The sequence below is a fragment of the Bacillus sp. 22190 genome (assembly GCF_052045575.1).
Lineage (GTDB): Bacteria > Bacillota > Bacilli > Bacillales > Bacillaceae > Bacillus > Bacillus altitudinis.
This window is the reverse complement of sequence record NZ_JBQEPF010000006.1, coordinates 59,424-76,406: the sequence shown is the minus strand read 5'-3', so window position 1 is coordinate 76,406 and position 16,983 is coordinate 59,424. Positions and strand designations below refer to the sequence as shown.

13 protein-coding genes and 1 other RNA gene are annotated in these 16,983 nt (G+C 40.9%); 10 read left to right on the top strand and 4 right to left on the bottom strand.

The window, feature by feature from the left end:
- Window positions 1–7: 7 nt before the first annotated feature.
- From ACTJKA_RS10160 to odhB, 3 genes are all read left to right on the top strand, one after another.
- The gene (locus tag ACTJKA_RS10160) at window positions 8–1,924 is read left to right on the top strand and encodes a vWA domain-containing protein (protein ID WP_336750035.1); all 1,917 of its coding nucleotides are present in this window, start codon (window positions 8–10) and stop codon (window positions 1,922–1,924) included.
- A gap of 224 nt (window positions 1,925–2,148) precedes the next feature.
- Window positions 2,149–4,983: a 2-oxoglutarate dehydrogenase E1 component gene (sucA, locus tag ACTJKA_RS10155; RefSeq protein WP_019743271.1), complete on the top strand. Its 2,835-nt coding sequence runs from the start codon at window positions 2,149–2,151 to the stop codon at window positions 4,981–4,983.
- Window positions 4,984–4,997: 14 nt separating this feature from the next.
- Complete coding sequence (odhB, locus tag ACTJKA_RS10150; protein ID WP_007500721.1) at window positions 4,998–6,254, top strand: 2-oxoglutarate dehydrogenase complex dihydrolipoyllysine-residue succinyltransferase; 1,257 nt, start codon at window positions 4,998–5,000, stop codon at window positions 6,252–6,254.
- Between the two features lie 31 nt (window positions 6,255–6,285).
- Here odhB and ACTJKA_RS10145 read toward each other — a convergent pair whose 3' ends face one another.
- From ACTJKA_RS10145 to ACTJKA_RS10130, 4 genes are all read right to left on the bottom strand, one after another.
- Window positions 6,286–7,236: a bile acid:sodium symporter family protein gene (locus tag ACTJKA_RS10145; protein ID WP_035391745.1), complete on the bottom strand. Its 951-nt coding sequence runs from the start codon at window positions 7,234–7,236 to the stop codon at window positions 6,286–6,288.
- Window positions 7,237–7,387: 151 nt separating this feature from the next.
- Complete coding sequence (locus ACTJKA_RS10140; protein WP_322535763.1) at window positions 7,388–8,209, bottom strand: superoxide dismutase; 822 nt, start codon at window positions 8,207–8,209, stop codon at window positions 7,388–7,390.
- A complete protein-coding gene (locus tag ACTJKA_RS10135; RefSeq protein WP_081114311.1) occupies window positions 8,202–10,079 on the bottom strand; it encodes a terpene cyclase/mutase family protein in 1,878 nt (625 codons plus the stop codon). Before ACTJKA_RS10135 ends, ACTJKA_RS10140 begins: the two co-directional genes overlap by 8 nt.
- A gap of 298 nt (window positions 10,080–10,377) precedes the next feature.
- Complete coding sequence (locus tag ACTJKA_RS10130; protein WP_017359492.1) at window positions 10,378–11,862, bottom strand: aldehyde dehydrogenase family protein; 1,485 nt, start codon at window positions 11,860–11,862, stop codon at window positions 10,378–10,380.
- A 209-nt stretch (window positions 11,863–12,071) separates the two neighbouring features.
- On the opposite strand from ACTJKA_RS10130, the gene ACTJKA_RS10125 reads away from it, so the two are divergent.
- From ACTJKA_RS10125 to recQ, 7 genes are all read left to right on the top strand, one after another.
- Window positions 12,072–12,284 (top strand): DUF6501 family protein, encoded by a 213-nt coding sequence (locus ACTJKA_RS10125; protein WP_017367443.1) that lies wholly within the window; start codon window positions 12,072–12,074, stop codon window positions 12,282–12,284.
- Window positions 12,285–12,333: 49 nt separating this feature from the next.
- Window positions 12,334–12,471, top strand: a complete 138-nt coding sequence (locus ACTJKA_RS10120) for a YozQ family protein (RefSeq protein WP_017359491.1) — start codon at window positions 12,334–12,336, stop codon at window positions 12,469–12,471.
- A gap of 478 nt (window positions 12,472–12,949) precedes the next feature.
- Window positions 12,950–13,291, top strand: a complete 342-nt coding sequence (locus ACTJKA_RS10115; RefSeq protein ID WP_008346505.1) for a PH domain-containing protein — start codon at window positions 12,950–12,952, stop codon at window positions 13,289–13,291.
- A gap of 177 nt (window positions 13,292–13,468) precedes the next feature.
- On the top strand, window positions 13,469–14,116 hold the full coding sequence (locus ACTJKA_RS10110) for an SDR family oxidoreductase (RefSeq protein WP_429638645.1): 648 nt from the start codon (window positions 13,469–13,471) through the stop codon (window positions 14,114–14,116).
- 89 nt (window positions 14,117–14,205) lie between these two features.
- Window positions 14,206–14,706, top strand: coding sequence for a TraR/DksA family transcriptional regulator (locus tag ACTJKA_RS10105; protein ID WP_017359489.1), 501 nt, complete (start codon window positions 14,206–14,208; stop codon window positions 14,704–14,706).
- Window positions 14,707–14,839: 133 nt separating this feature from the next.
- Window positions 14,840–15,025, top strand: a non-coding RNA gene (gene ssrS, locus ACTJKA_RS10100) — 6S RNA.
- Window positions 15,026–15,160: 135 nt separating this feature from the next.
- Window positions 15,161–16,942, top strand: coding sequence for a DNA helicase RecQ (gene recQ / locus ACTJKA_RS10095; RefSeq protein WP_024718583.1), 1,782 nt, complete (start codon window positions 15,161–15,163; stop codon window positions 16,940–16,942).
- The last annotated feature ends 41 nt before the right edge of the window (window positions 16,943–16,983 follow it).

The following is a 16,983-nucleotide window of genomic DNA, read 5'->3' as shown; positions in this document are numbered from 1 at the left end:
CTGACTTTTGAAATTCATCAAATTTAATGACAGCAGAATCGATTCATTTCTATTTATGGAATTAACGGATTTAGCCAAAACACTTGCCAAAAGTGATGATGTGGAGCTTGAATACGGTGTTCAATCGTACTATGAACCGTTTGAAAAGAAAATTTTCATCAGCCATTTTTGGGATGATCGTCATCAAGAGGATATGATGGCTGGCCTAAAAAGTGATGTGTTTCTGCGAGCAGTAGGGACAGTGTATAGCGATCTTACAGTATTTGAAGACATCATTCGCTATGCCCACACATTATCCATTCCTGATGTGTGCAAACAATTGTTTATGCTGTTTGAAGATATCCGCATTGAAGAGCGGATTAAACGTGACCGCCCAGGAACAAAAAAGGTATTTAAACGAAGAAGAGAGCTTTACAGACGTCACTTTAAAACACAATTAACGATTAACCAAGAGCGCAGTATTTTAACAGATGCACTCTTTTGTGCGATATACGTGAAGCTGACAGCCGAATCTCCGCTTGAAGAAATTCCACCCCTTCATGAGCGGATAGATCCAATGATTCCGTTTATTGAGTCAAGTCTTGAACGTGTATATGACGCACGCTCGACATCTGATATCGCCATCATTGTCAAGGAATTGACAGAAGGCTTCGATGAGCTCCTTGAAAAGGATATGCTGAATACATACTTTTTCTTCCCAGAATTGGACTATGAAAAAGCGGCAAAAGAACCGCTTTTCCATGACCTCAAAAGAAAGCCTAAATTAAGTGAGGATATAAAAGTCGATCGGGAAAAAGAGGGGGATGAAGACATCCATAATGAATATATGGAAGTATGGCATAGAGAAACAGAAGCACCATCTAAAAGTTTCCTTCAATTTGATTTAGAACACGGTGGTAAAAGCGATCTCGGTAAAGATGCGGCAAGAGAAGGTGACGATGGAGATCAGGCGCTTGGAACGGTTCAAGGTTCAGCCAAACAAACCCATCGAAAAGACTATTCAAAGCTTGAAGCACTAGAAGAGGCAGAAGGAGAAGAAAGCGGGGCAGATGCGCATGAGAATGGAAAAGAAAACAAATATGCATTTCCAGTCATGATTTCACCAGAACCTCCTGCACCAGACCAAATAGATGTGTACAAGCAGCACGCAAAGGCAATCGAGCCTTATCAGAAACGCTTAAAACAAATGATTCAAAAAACACTTGAGCATAAAAAATCATGGCCAAAAACAGATCTTCATGCAGGACGTCTCAGCAAAAAGCTCATTCGTTATTTTACAGAGTCCAATCCTCGACTATTTTATAAAAAACAAGCGCCATCTTCTCAAATTGATGCTGTGTTCACTTTATTAGTTGACTGCTCTGCGAGTATGTTTGACAAGATGGATGAGACAAAAAAAGGGATTGTTCTGTTTCATGAAGCATTAAAATCAGTTCAGGTACCTCATCAAATTGTAGGGTTCTGGGAAGATACAAATGACGCAACTGAAACAAGTCAACCGAACTACTTTAACACCGTCGTATCGTTCAAAGATTCCTTATTTGACGCAGGACCATCCATTATGTCACTTGAGCCAGAAGAGGATAACCGGGATGGATATGCGATTCGCCAAATGACAAAAATGATTTTAAAACGAAGAGAAGAGCAAAAATTCCTCATTGTTTTCTCAGACGGAGAGCCGGCTGCATTCAGCTACGAACAAAATGGGATCGTGGATACACATGAAGCGGTTCTCGAAGCGAGAAAAAAGGGAATTGAAGTGATCAATGTGTTTTTATCCAATTCTCCGATTGAAGAGGCGCAGATGAAAACGATCCAAGATATGTATGGCAAGTTCAGCATTTTTGTACCGGATGTCGATACATTGCCAGATGTGCTCTATCCATTACTCAAGAAATTGCTGCATAAAAGCATTGGGGCATAAGGTTTTGCCCCTTTCTTTAAAATATTTTTCGGAATGATTTAAATTTTTTGTTTTTCTTTGAATTTTTTATCTTTAATTGAACAAAGAATGTAGAAAGTAATCCGAAACAGTGGTAGAATATGATTGGAAGCGTTTTATTACATAAATTTGGTCATTGTGTTCTGGAAGTTATATCGAGATAGTGTTCAATCACTTGATGATCAAAGTTGGGGGTAGTGTTCAAAATGTTTCAAAATGATGTGAAACAACCGTTGAGTTGGGAAGAATTTCATGGTCCGAACCTCGGCTACGTGCTCGAGCTCTACGATCAATATGTCCAAGATCCTACTAGTGTTGATGAAGACATAAGAGGCATATTTGATGAACTTGGTGCACCACCGAGTGAAATGAAGGAGGAAATTGGGAAAAAAGAAAATAGCGTAGTTACTTCTGAACAAATCCAAAAGATAGCATCAGTCGTTAAACTGGCAGAAGACATCAGAACGTATGGCCATTTAAATGCTTCCGTCAATCCTCTTCGCAAAGAAAAGGAATTACAAGAGCTGTTTCCATTAAAGGAATACGGTTTAACTGAAGAAGACGTTAAGAATATTCCAATATCAATTATTAGTCCAGATGCACCTAAACACATTTCAAACGGCATAGAAGCCATTAACCATTTGAGAAATACGTATAAGCGTACCATTTCATTTGAGTTTGATCATGTACATGACTTCGAAGAGCGAAACTGGCTCTCTAAATCTATTGAGTCTGGCGAATTATTTAAGAAAAAACCAGCAGATAAACTAGTTTCTGTACTCAAAAGATTAACAGAAGTCGAGCAATTTGAGCAGTTCCTTCATAAAACATTTGTTGGACAAAAGCGTTTTTCTATAGAAGGATTAGACGCACTTGTTCCAGTACTTGATGAAATTATATCCGAGTCTGTTACACAAGGGACTTCAAATATTAACATTGGAATGGCACATAGAGGCCGTTTAAATGTATTAGCACATGTGTTAGGAAAGCCATATGAGATCATTTTCTCAGAATTCCAGCATGCACCTAATAAAGAGCTTGTACCATCAGAAGGCTCTATTGGCATCAGCTACGGATGGACAGGGGATGTAAAATACCATCTCGGTGCTGACCGCCAAATCAAAGATGAAGATACAAAGAGTGCAAGAGTCACACTTGCCAATAACCCAAGTCACTTGGAATTTATTGACCCGATTATTGAAGGAAGCACTCGTGCAGCGCAAGAATCGCGTACTCAAAAAGGCTATCCAGTTCAAGACGTTGAAAAAGCGTTAGCCATCTTAATTCATGGGGATGCTGCATTTCCTGGAGAGGGAATTGTCGCAGAAACATTAAATTTAAGTCAATTAGTCGGCTATCAAGTGGGGGGAACGATCCATATCATTGCCAACAATATGATTGGATTTACCACAGAAAGCAATGAATCTCGTTCAACGAAATACGCTAGTGACCTTGCAAAAGGTTTCGAGATTCCAATTGTTCACGTCAATGCAGACGATCCAGAAGCCTGTTTAGCAGCTGTTCAGCTGGCGGTAGAATACCGTAAACGGTTTAAAAAGGATTTCTTAATTGATTTGATTGGCTACCGCAGATATGGCCATAACGAAATGGATGAGCCTTCTACTACTCAGCCAATGCTGTACGATGCGGTCAGAAAGCACAAAACGGTCAAGAATATCTTCGCAGATAAGCTTGTCACTGAGGGCCTTCTGTCAAAAGAACAAAGAGAAGAAATTGAGCAGGCTGTCACGGCAAAAATTGAAGAAGCTTATAAAAAAGTGCCTTCAAAGAAAGAACATACGATTCAAGAAATCGAACTGCCAGAGCCTGTATCTAACGGTTTCCCTGCAGTTGATACATCTGTAGAGTTTGATGTATTAAGAAAGCTGAATGAAGAATTGATTAGCTGGCCGAAAGACTTCCAAGTATTCGGTAAGCTAAAGCGGATCCTTGAAAAACGTGCAAAAGTGTTTACAGATGATCGCAAAGTGGAATGGTCACTTGGTGAAGCACTTGCATTTGCATCTATATTAAAAGACGGTACGCCGATTCGAATGACCGGACAGGATTCTGAGCGAGGTACATTTGCTCAAAGAAACCTTGTTCTTCACGACAGTCAAACGGGTGATGAATTCATTGCTCTTCATGAACTGAGTGATGCAAATGCATCATTTACAGTCCATAATAGTCCACTGTCAGAAGGCTCTGTCATCGGGTTTGAATATGGTTATAATGTCTATTCTCCTGAAACATTAGTGATTTGGGAAGCTCAATTTGGAGACTTCGCAAATGCGGCTCAAGTGTATTTTGATCAATTTATTTCAGCAGGCCGCGCCAAGTGGGGACAAAAGTCAGGGCTTGTGATGCTCTTGCCACATGGATATGAAGGACAAGGTCCAGAACATTCTAGTGGAAGAACAGAACGCTTCTTGCAATCAGCTGCTGAGAATAACTGGACAGTTGCGAACCTGACAAGTGCAGCTCAATACTTCCATATTCTTAGAAGACAGGCGAAAATGTTGCTTCGTGAAGAGATTCGTCCTCTTGTCATCATGACACCGAAGAGTCTGCTTCGTAACCCGAACACATTATCCGAAGTCCAAGAACTAACAGATGGACAGTTCCGTCCAGTTCTTGAACAGCCGGGCCTTGTGCATGATCATGAAAAAGTAACACGCCTTGTGCTATCGAGCGGGAAGGTATCGATCGATATTAGTGATCGTTTTACTCAAATGGAAGACCCAAAAGATTGGCTTCATATTGCGAGAGTGGAACAATTATATCCATTCCCAGCCAAAGATATTAAAGCCATTTTATCAAAACTGACGAACTTAGAAGAAATCGTATGGGTGCAAGAAGAACCGCAAAATATGGGCGCTTGGGGATATATTGAGCCATATTTACGTGAAATTGCATCTGAAAAAGTGAAAGTACGTTACATCGGCCGCAGAAGACGTTCAAGTACGGCTGAGGGTGATCCAACTGTTCATAAAAAAGAACAAGAACGAATTGTATCTGATAGCTTGACTCGCAAAAACTAAGGGGGAAATGAAAAATGGCGGAAATTAAAGTACCTGAACTAGCGGAATCAATCTCGGAAGGAACAATTGCTCAGTGGCTAAAACAGCCGGGCGATTATGTTGAGCAGGGGGAATACCTGTTAGAACTTGAAACAGATAAAGTCAATGTCGAATTGACAGCTGAAGAATCTGGTGTTCTAAAAGAAGTACTGAAAGATTCTGGTGACACTGTCCAAGTTGGAGAAGTCATCGGAACGATTGCAGCAGGTGAAGCTGGCGGAAGCGAGTCCGCAGCTCCAGCACCTGAGCAAGATTCTGCACCAGCTTCGAAAGAAGAACCAGCAGCTGAACAAAAAGAAGAGGCAGCAAAAGAAGAGCCGAAATCTGGTAATGGCAGAACGATCGCTTCTCCAGCAGCTAGAAAACTAGCAAGAGAGAAGGGGTTAGACTTATCTGAGATTCCAACCGCAGATCCGCTGGGCAGGGTACGAAAGCAGGATGTAGCTTCTTACCAAAAGAATGAAGCTCCTGCAAGTGCACCGAAAGCCGCGCCAAAAGCAAATGCTGCGGTGCAAAATGATCAAGCAGGGAAACCAGTTGAGCGTGAAAAAATGTCACGCCGCAGACAAACCATTGCAAAACGTTTAGTTGAAGTTCAACAAACGGCAGCGATGCTGACAACATTTAATGAAGTCGATATGACAGCTGTCATGGATCTAAGAAAGCGTCGGAAAGATGCCTTCCTTGAACAAAACGATGTGAAACTGGGCTTCATGTCCTTCTTCACAAAAGCAGTGGTAGCAGCACTTAAAAAATATCCACTTCTCAACGCAGAAATTCAAGGTGATGAGCTTGTCATTAAAAAATTCTATGACATCGGTATTGCTGTAGCCGCCAATGAAGGGCTTGTGGTACCAGTTGTCCGTGATGCAGACAGACTATCATTTGCTGGAATTGAAAAAGAAATCGGTCATCTTGCGAAAAAAGCAAGAGATAACAAATTATCGCTCAATGAATTACAAGGTGGATCATTCACGATCACAAACGGAGGAACATTTGGTTCTCTGCTTTCAACACCAATTTTAAACAGTCCTCAAGTTGGAATTTTAGGTATGCATAAAATTCAACTTCGTCCTGTTGCAATTGATGAAGAACGCTTTGAAAACCGTCCAATGATGTATTTAGCTCTTTCATACGACCACCGTATTGTCGATGGTAAAGAAGCTGTTGGGTTCCTTGTCACGATTAAAAATCTACTTGAAGATCCTGAACAGCTATTGCTTGAAGGATAATCGAAAGAAAAAGCTAGTACCGATGAGGGTACTAGCTTTTTTGGTCTTTATTTTCTGAGTAGCCTCTTTTTGACCAAAATGTTGCCAGCCAAGAGCCAGATAAATTATGCCATACGCTAAAAATGGCACTGGGAACGGCGGCAAGTGGAGAAAAATGTGCGGTTGCAAGGGCTGCGCCAAGTCCAGAATTTTGCATCCCTACTTCTATTGAAATTGCTCGTTGAGAAGGAATGTCCATTTTACACCATTTTGCAATGAGGTAACCCAATAATAGACCAAGAGCATTATGTAAAACAACAACGGCAAAAATAAGCAGTCCAGATTGCAGAATCTGTTCTTTATTTGCGCTGACAACAGCTGCAATGATGGCGACAATGCCAGTAACAGATACAAGTGGAAGTGCTTGTACAGCATACGTCACTTGTTTTTTAAAAAACAATTTGACGATGACACCTAAAATAATCGGAATTAAGACAACTTGGACAATCGACAAAAACAAAGCACCCGGTGATACAGATAACCAAGATTTTGCAAAAATATAAATAAAAACAGGGGTCAAAATGGGAGCAAGTAGTGTCGAGATCGTTGTCACGGCAAGGGATAAGGCCGTATTTCCTTTCGCCAAAAAGGTCATTACATTGGATGCAGTCCCGCCTGGACAGCAGCCGACGAGAATGACACCAACAGCGATTTCAGAAGGCAAATGTAACCCATAGGCCAATAAAAATGCTATGAGTGGCATCAGTGTATACTGCGCTAAAACCCCGATCAATACATAAAGAGGCTTTCTAAAAAGCTCTTTAAAATCTTCAGAAGACAGCGTCAGCCCCATGCCAAACATAATAATGCCCAGTAAAAAAGGGATATAAGGTCCAATCAAAGAAAATGCCGCAGGAAAAGTAAAACCTAGACAAGCAAAGACAATGACCCATATAGCGAATGTTCTTCCTGCAAAGTGACTAATGTGTAAAAGGGTGTTCATACTATCGTTCAACTCTCTTTCTTTTCATATCTTTTCTATTTTAAATGAATTTTCTGAAAAAACAACCTATGATTTTGCAAGGGGTGTTCATAATATTATTATGTAAACTAATAAAAACCCACATAGTAAATGAACTATGTGGAGTATGCGATCAAAAAGGTGTCCATTTTACTTGTTGAGCCTGTTTTAGTCTTGCTTCTGGCTCACGCCAGTCAACGACATTCCACCACCGGTCTACATATTGCGCCTTTTCATTTCGATATTGGAGGTAATAGGCATGCTCCCACACATCAAGAGCAAGAAGGGGGATGATGTCCCATTGCGAGAGGAACTGATGGCGCTCTGCTTGTAAAATGTCTAAACGCTGAGATCGCGGGGACCATACAAGAATCGCCCATCCGACACCTTCTACTTGTTTGGCAGCAGCTGAAAAATGTGACTTGAACGCCTCATAGCTGCCAAATGATTGATCAATGAGACGAAGCATTTGACCAGTAGGTTTTCTTTTCCCTGAAGGACTCATGGAAAACCAAAAGATACAATGTAAATAATGTCCTGCCCCATGAAAGGCAAGCTCACGTTCCCAATGCTTGATCATGGTAAAGTCGTTGGTTCTTCTTGCTTTTTTTAGTGCAAGTTCAGCTTGATTTAGCCCATCAACATAAGTTTGATGATGCTTTTGATGGTGCAAGTACATAATTTCTTTTGAAATATAAGGTTCGAGCGCGTCATACCGATAAGGCAGTGGTGGTAACTGATGATTTCCAGCTGCTACATCGCGCACTTCTTCGTGTGGCTGCATGTCTTCTGCAATACTTTCGGCTAGTTCGTACCATTCTTGTTCACTCGAATGGTCATCCTCCATTTTGAGTCGTAAATGTTCCACTTTTCGATGAATTTTATCATCTTGCCACACATGTTGAATCGTGCTAAGCCACTCTTTGAGCTGTGAGCGATATTCTTCTTTATTCATGTATACGCCTCATTTCCTCTAAAAATGTAGAACAAGCCATCATCGGAAACACAAATGGGTAGCTATGATAGGTGATGTAAAATTGTTTTGGCAGTCCAATGCCGACTGGATAGTACATGGCTTCTTCAGTATGGTGATGGTTCACTAAAAAGGAGACAGCTTTCAAAATGCCTGCGTTATTTGCTTTCTCATATTGGAGGAGCGCCTCTGTCGCCCATGCGGTTTGAACCACTGTGCCAAAGGGAAGCGGGACATAGGTTTTCAGTTCTGCACTTTTACACGATTCTCCGAAACTGCCATCTTCAAGCTGAATCTGCTTTAGGAAACGGCACGCTTTTTGCACAGCAGGGTGTGAGGAGGGAATGCCAGCCGCTTTCAGTCCTGTTAACGCTGCCCAAGTTCCATAAATATAACAAACACCCCATCTGCCAAACCATGATCCGTTTTTCTCTTGGTGGTCAATGAGCCATTTTACACATCGATCTTTTTTCCTGAGAATCGAGGGTGAAGCAGTATCTTTTTCTTCTAAACCAATCAAATGGAGCACACGGCCAGTAATATCAGGAGTTGACGGGTCAATCGCCGCATCCTCCGCAGATTCAAGCGGAAGGTGACGAAGCAGAAAGTGATCTTGATTTTTTTCGAAAGCAGAAAAGCCGCCATCACGGTTTTGCATGGAGAGAAGCCAGTCATATCCTCGTTTCCACTGAAGTGGAGCGTATTCTTTTGGGATCGCTTTTAACACAATTTGCGTGTCATCACAATCAGGATTATTCGTATTGATATGTGAGAAACCAAAGCCACCAGGAGCAGCATGCCGGTTATGAACTGCCCAATCCGCTTTCTTCATTTGCTGGCGGTCCAGCAAATAGGTGAAGGAATTCATGATCATGGGATCTTCTCGTTTTCTTCCTGCTCTTTGAGAAGCGTAACTGACAAGCGCTGTATCCCACACAGTCGAGGTGGAATTCTCAGCATATATCTTGCCTTGACAGGAGGTGACGAGATTTTTCATACCCCTGACTGCTTTTTGAATGAGATGATGTCCAGGGGAGTACCCAAGGCTCATGAGGGCATAGACCATAAAGATGGTTGCACTTAAGTAACTGTACAGCGTCCCATCTTTTTCAAGACGGTCAAACATGTATCGCTTTGCCGCTTCATATCCGAAAAAGTCGAGCCGGCTGTCGAGGGCTGTATATGACCGCATATACATGAGGAAGTGATCAGTCGAACGTTCTTCTCTTGCCATAAACCAGTCAAATGGATTTTTAGACATGTTTTCATCAAGATGGGCTAATGATGGAAACGCACCATGAGAGGTATACCGTTTGTTCAGTGCGATCATCATGGGGACAAAATGAATCCTTGCATAGGCACTAAGGTGGTAGAAGTGCAGCGGAAAAGACGTAGGGATGAGTAAAAGGGAAAGAGGTGCATAGAAGTAGGGCCAAGGGTGCATGCCATTTACGGCAAGCATCCACTTTGTCATAAAATGAACGCTCTTTAGTCCACCTTTTGAGCGAATATATTGTGCTGCTTTTTCCATATGGGGCTCGTCTTTTTGAAATCTGCCAGATGCGAGCATGCCGCAATAACCTTGTACTGTAGCTGTGAGATGTCCCGACTGGTCATGATACAAAGAAAAGGAACCATCTTCATTTTGTTTGGCATGTATTGCTTCGGCCAATTGATGGATCAATTGCTGATCGGGGTCACCAACGGCTTTTAACAGCATAATGAAAAAAGCATTTGTCATCATAGGTCCTTCAAAGCAGAAAATAAATGCGCCATCTTCTCTTTGTCTACGTTCTACCTGCATGTGCAGTTCATCGATATATTCGTTGACTCTCGTTTTTAAATCTTGCATTCGGCCATGCTCCTTTCCTTTATCACTATATTCAGGAGTCGGCCTGTCACATGACAGCTCAAAAAAAGCCGATGACATCGTCACCGGCTCAGCGTGTCGACAAACCCTCGCATTCTTTGTCAGTCCTGCGTTCCGGTGCTCACGAATGTCAAATTCGCTCCGCTCCAGTACTCGTCCTTCCTAGACTGCAAAGGTTTTCTATCACACTGAAAAAAAGACAAAAGGCTAAAATCAAGTTCATTTTAGCCCTTTGTCAACAATCTGAGCCGATGACATCGTCATCGGTTTTCTTAAATGATTAGTCTTGCAGATTAATCCACACGCTTTTGACTTCTGTATAGTTGTTAAGGGCATATGATCCCATTTCTCTGCCAAGGCCTGACTGTTTATATCCGCCAAACGGGGAGGCGGCATCAAAGACATTATAGCAGTTGACCCAAATGGTTCCTGCTTCTAGGCGTGCAGCGATATCGTGGGCATGCTTTAAGTTTTCTGTCCAAAGTCCTGCCGCTAACCCATAGTCAGATTGATTGGCCCGTTCGACCACTTCATCAATGGAATCGTAAGGAATCGCAGATAGAACTGGACCGAAGATCTCTTCTTTTGCGATTGTCATTTCATCTTCTACATCTCTAAAGACAGTAGGGGAGACGAAATAGCCTGCTTCATAAGGGCAGTCACCACCGACTACGGCTGTTGCACCTTCTGACTTCCCTTTTTCGATATAACCTAACACACGTTCATGCTGCTCTTTACTCACTAGAGGCCCAATCTGGGTATCATGATGAAGACCAGCTCCTTGTTTTAAGGATGTCGCATATTTAGCCATTTGATCGACAACTTCATCATATTGGCTCCGGTGCACAAAGACCCTTGATCCTGCACAGCACACTTGGCCTTGGTTAAACATCACGCCGTTTAATGCACCTGGAATGGCTTTCTTTAAATCGGCGTCTGGTAAAATAATATTCGGCGATTTTCCGCCAAGCTCTAAAGTAACACGCTTGATGGATTTGGCTGCTTTTTCCATGATCAATTTCCCAACACTTGTTGATCCAGTGAAAGCCAGCTTATTGACATCAGGGTGATCGGTTAATGCTTCACCGGCTGTTTCACCAAATCCAGGAACGATGTTAATCACGCCTTCTGGGAATCCGGCTTTATCCACTAATTCAGCTAAATATAAAGCAGATAGCGGTGTTTGTTCAGCTGGCTTTAAAACGATGGTGCAGCCTGTTGCTAGTGCAGCACCCATTTTCCACATGGCCATGAGGAGCGGGAAGTTCCAAGGAATGATTTGTCCCACAACGCCAACAGGCTCATGGCGGGTATAATTAAAATATCCCTGGCTGACAGGAAGGGTTTGTCCAGTCATTTTTGTGGTCCACCCTGCATAATAGCGCATGTGCTCAATGGCAAGAGGGATATCCGCATTGGTTGTTTCATTAATTGGTTTTCCATTATCAAGTGTTTCCAGCTGAGCTAGTTCTTCTTGGTGTTCTTCCATTAAATCTGCCAGCTTAAACATCAAGCGGGCACGTTCGGCTGCAGACATAGAACGCCAAGGTCCATGGAACGCCTTTTTAGCAGCTTTTACTGCCTCATCAATGTCGGCTGCACCTGCTTCATATACATCAATAAGGGTTTCTCCTGTGGCAGGGTTAGGTGTAGAGAATGTTTTGTTATCATGACTTGTGACAAACTGACCGTTAATGTAGAGTTTTTTCGTCCCTTGGAGAAAAGATTCGAGTTTTGAACTGATTTGAAGTGTTGTAGAGCTCATAAATAAACAAACCTCCTTAAAGATATGGGTTGTTCTGCGAGTTCTAGGTGGAAAAAGTGGACATGAAGCAATTTGTATACGCACACAGATGTAAACGTATACATTTATCATATTACACGACATGTTTGAAAGCAATCGATAACACTCATTGCATTTCATGAAAAATTGGCTACAATAAATGTATAGATGAAAAAAGGAGTTTTTAAATCATGATCCATCAAAATTGGCAAACGGCTGAAACGGTAAAACAAGTAAAATGTGTACATACAAATGCGAAAAAATATATGGTTGACCGGGCATTAACGGTTGGACACACATATGATGTGAAAAATGAAACTGAGGAATTTCTCTTTGTCGTTGATAATACGGGTAAAGTAGGCGGGTACTACAAAGAGTATTTCGAAGACAATTCTGCTGAATGATTTTGATGGTCATCACTCATACTAAGAAAAACAGTAAAGGGTGATGATGATGAAAAAGCAGCAGCAAGAAGAGCAGAAACATCAAAATGCTTGGCATGACAATGAAGATGCTGATATGGCGATTACACTTGAGCAAATTTCTGATGTGTATGCCGAAGGAACGATTGATACCCCGAAAGATGAATAGTCATTTAAAACAGTGGTTTTACATAATCACTGTTCAGATTGTTGACAAAGGGCTAAAATGAACTTTATTTTAGCCCTTTGTCTTCTTTTCAGCGTGATAGAAAACCTTTGCAGTCTAGGAAGGACAGCTACTTTTGCGGAGCGAATTTGCCATTCGTGAGCACCAGAGCGCAGGACTGACAAAGAATGCGAGGGTTTGTCTACACGCTGAACAGTGATTTTACATAATCACTGTTTTTTTATGGTCTCATAACGAATGATTTCTTGAAAAAAAATGAAACTTTTTTCCTGCTTTAACAGTCTAAATAAGTAGAGGAAAGAGCATCGGATCAAAAAGAAAAAGTTAAATGAAATTTAATCTATTCGTAATGGAATAACGACGATTTATAGCGTATTCTATAAGTGAGAATAAAACGTACCCACAGAGCCGTGTGGCCGTTTTGTCATAAAGGAATTTGATGCAGGAAGAGGGGGTTTACGTGGGTATTTTTTCTGTCAGTAAACAAAATGATCATAAAAAATTCGAATCCTTATTAATTGAAGGAGAAAGAATTGAGGCTGTTTACAGACTGCGTCACGACCAAATTTGTTTCACCAATAAACGACTGATCTTTGGCGATAACCGCGTATTTTCTAAAAAGAAAGTCAGGGTCTCCTTGCCGTATCGATCAATTGAAAGTTTTGCCATTCAAGAAGCTGGCGTGTTTGATCAGGACACTGGTATGCTGCTTGTTACAAGCTCAAAAGTATTTGAACTCGATTTTTCTAAAGATACAGATTTGAGTGACGTGCAGGCCATTTTAACAAAACATCTTTGCTGATCAACGATGCGATTACATAGATCACATGCACTTTTCTCATTCTTTGTTCTTATTTTTATCTATCGCATATCCCTTAAGCTTTTCCCATTACAGTGGGAAAGGCTTTTTTCTATTCGTGTGTTTGAATCACATCAAAAAAGGATAAAGATGAAACAGATACAGAAAGGAGAATGAACAATGAAAGTATTGGTTGCTGGAGCAAACGGACATACAGGGAGACTTGTCATTCGATATTTAAAAGAAAAAGGACATGAGCCACTTGCTCTCATTCGAGATGAAAAACAAGCAGATGCGCTAAAAGAACTTGGGGCAGAGCCTGTCATCGGTGATCTTGAAAAGGATGTGACAGATGCTGTGAAGCAAGCAGAAGCTGTCATCTTTGCAGCTGGTTCAGGCTCAAAAACAGGTGCAGATAAAACCATCGCTGTTGATCAAGAGGGGGCAAAACGCCTCGTTGATACAGCCAAAAAAGAAAATATTCAGCATTTTGTGATGCTGAGTTCTTATAATGCCGACGATCCTCATCAAGGAAAAGGACAAGGCAGTATGGAAATTTATTATGAAGCGAAAAGAAAAGCCGATGAACATTTAAAACAGTCTGGTCTTTCTTACACCATTGTGCGGCCAGGAGCACTGCTGCATGAGGAAAAGACAGGGAAAATAGAAGCGGCGGCTCATGTTCCAGACGATCGTGACATTGAGATTTCAAGAGAAGATGTAGCCACTGTCTTAGTGGAAAGCTTAACGGAATCCAATGTGAAAAATAAAGCCTTTGACTTAATCAAAGGTGATACACCAGTAGAAGAAGCACTTCGCAATCTTTAAATGAAGAAAGCTGCTGCCAAAGGCGGCGGCTTTTTTGATGTTTTCATTTCGCATGGAGCGGGAAGGTAAAGAGAAAGGAGTGATTGACCGTGAGCTTAACGAAAGAGCAAAAAACTGATTTATATGAAAGACTTATTCAATTAAAAGAAGATGTGAAAGGATCAAAAAAGAAAGAAGAATCCATGCTGGTCGAATCGAATGAGATTTCAAATGGTGTTGGAAACCATATCGCAGATCACGGAAGCATCTATTTAGATCGCATGACCGAACAGACGCTGGATCAAGTCGACGATCAGCTCGAAGGTGAAATTGATGCGGCGTTTAAGCGGATGGAAGACGGAACATATGGAATTTGTGAAAAAACAGGAAAAGACATTCCATATGAACGTTTGAAAGCAGTACCCTATACTCGTTATTCAATTGATGCAAAGAAAAATGAAGAAACCAATCAAGATCCAAATGAATTTGACCGTTCGTTCTCTGAGCAAATGCGTGATTTAACAAATAGAGAAACAATGGATCAATTACATTCAGATACGTATGAAAGGCTAGAAGAAGAGCAAGATGTTGATGTAGATGAGGAAAAATAACATGATGAGAGGAATTTATGTTTTCTCAACATAATGTTTTTCCCCGTCTACATGGACAAATATCTTGTATACATGAGTATTTTTTTAGAAAAAACATATCTTGAAATTTAATAAACTTTCGTGTAGTATAGTTTAAAGGCTGCGATGCGCGTAATGTTAATTAAGTTTTAACCTTTAAGCTGTAATAGGGAGTTTTATATTGAAGCCGGAATGTCACGCCTCCTTCGAGAGGAAGACAGGAACGTTTCTGCAAACACCCACTTTGAGGAGTGGTGGTTTAAAACTTTCTTACTTAGATTACGGCATCCGCAGCTTTTCCTAGGATGATTCAAGCCATTTTCCATTTTTGGAAAATGGCTTTTTATTTTGGACAAAATACGATTTTGAACAGACCGAATGTGCATGTACAAATGTATGTTAAAATAGACAAAACAAACGACGGAGAGGGAATTGGATGTTACAACAAGCAGAAGCACTTCTTAAACAATATTATGGCTTTGATGCTTTTAGGCAAGGACAAAAACAAGCCATTGAATCGATTGTGAATAAACGGAAGGATACGGTCTGCATTATGCCGACAGGCGGAGGGAAATCGGTTTGCTACCAGATTCCTGCCCTTATGATGGAAGGAACGACAATCGTTGTATCTCCGCTTATTTCTTTAATGAAAGATCAGGTTGATGCATTAAATGAGATGGGAATACGATCGTCCTTTTTAAATAGTACACTTTCAGCAGGTGAAATGAATACAAGGCTGAAAAAATGTGAACAGGGGGAGTATGATTTGCTTTATATCACCCCTGAACGCTTACAAAATGAACGTTTTTTTCAGCTGCTTGATCGATTGACGATTCCTTTAATGGCTATAGATGAAGCGCACTGTATATCTGAGTGGGGACATGATTTTAGACCGAGCTATCGCTTTATACAAGAATGTGTAAACAAGCTTTCAAAAAGGCCTGTTATTGTAGCATTAACAGCCACTGCTACAAAGAAAGTCCAACAGGATATATGTGAGCAGCTTGGCATGGACGAAGAAGAAACAATCTTTACTGGTTTTGCTAGAGAAAATTTGTCTTTTCAAGTGGTGAAAGGGCAAAACAGCGACCAATTCATCACACAATATATGAAGAAAAACAGTCTTGAGTCAGGCATTATCTATACAGCCACACGAAAAGAAGCAGATCAAATTTATCATCGTCTAAAAAAGCAAAAGATCAAAGCGGGTGTTTATCACGGAGGATTAGATGATGAAGTCAGAGAAGAACAGCAAAATCTTTTTTTAAATGATGATATTCAAGTAATGGTAGCTACATCTGCATTTGGTATGGGGATTAATAAGTCTAATGTACGTTTTGTCATTCATCATCAAATTCCAAGAGATATTGAAAGTTACTACCAAGAAGCAGGACGTGCCGGGAGAGACGGGCTTGAAAGTGAATGCATTTTGCTGTTTTCACCGCAAGGCGTACGCGTGCAGCGCTTTCTCATTGAACAATCAACAGAAGATGAATTGCGGTATCAGCATGAATTGCTCAAGCTGAGACAAATGGTAGACTACTGTCATACGGAACAGTGCCTTCAGCAATTTGTGATGGATTACTTTGACCAATCATCAAGTGCCCCTTGTCAAAAATGTAGCAACTGTCTAGACGAGAGAGAGCGTGAAGACGTCACGAGAGAAGCACAAATGGTTTTGTCGTGTACCGTTAGAATGAACGAACGATTTGGAAAAATGATGATAGCTCAAGTATTAGCCGGCTCTAAAAACAAAAAAGTGCTTGATTTTGGTTTCGACCGGCTCCCTACTTATGCTTTAATGAAACAGCATTCAGCCCAACATATCAGTGATTTCATTGAATTTTTAATTACAGAAGAGTATTTACACATGTCTGAAGGAGCTTTTCCAACACTAAAAGTGACACAAAAAGGAAAGAAAGTGCTAGTGGGGCAGGAGACCGTCTATAAAAAGCAGGCGATAAAGGCAGAGGCTATTCAAGAAAATGATGCATTATTTGAGCAGTTAAGAATGGTCAGAATGAAGTTGGCAAGAGAGCAGGGCGTTCCGCCATTTGTTGTCTTTTCTGATCAAACATTGAAGGAAATGTCAGCAGTAGAGCCTAAAACAGAAGAAGAACTTTTAAATATTAAAGGTGTCGGTGCACAAAAAAGAGAGAAATATGGAGATGTTTTTTTAGAAGAAATTCGTTTATTTATAGAAAAAGAGAAAAAATAAAGAGTTTGAAGAAGGAAAATAAATTTTTTTCGTTTCACTTG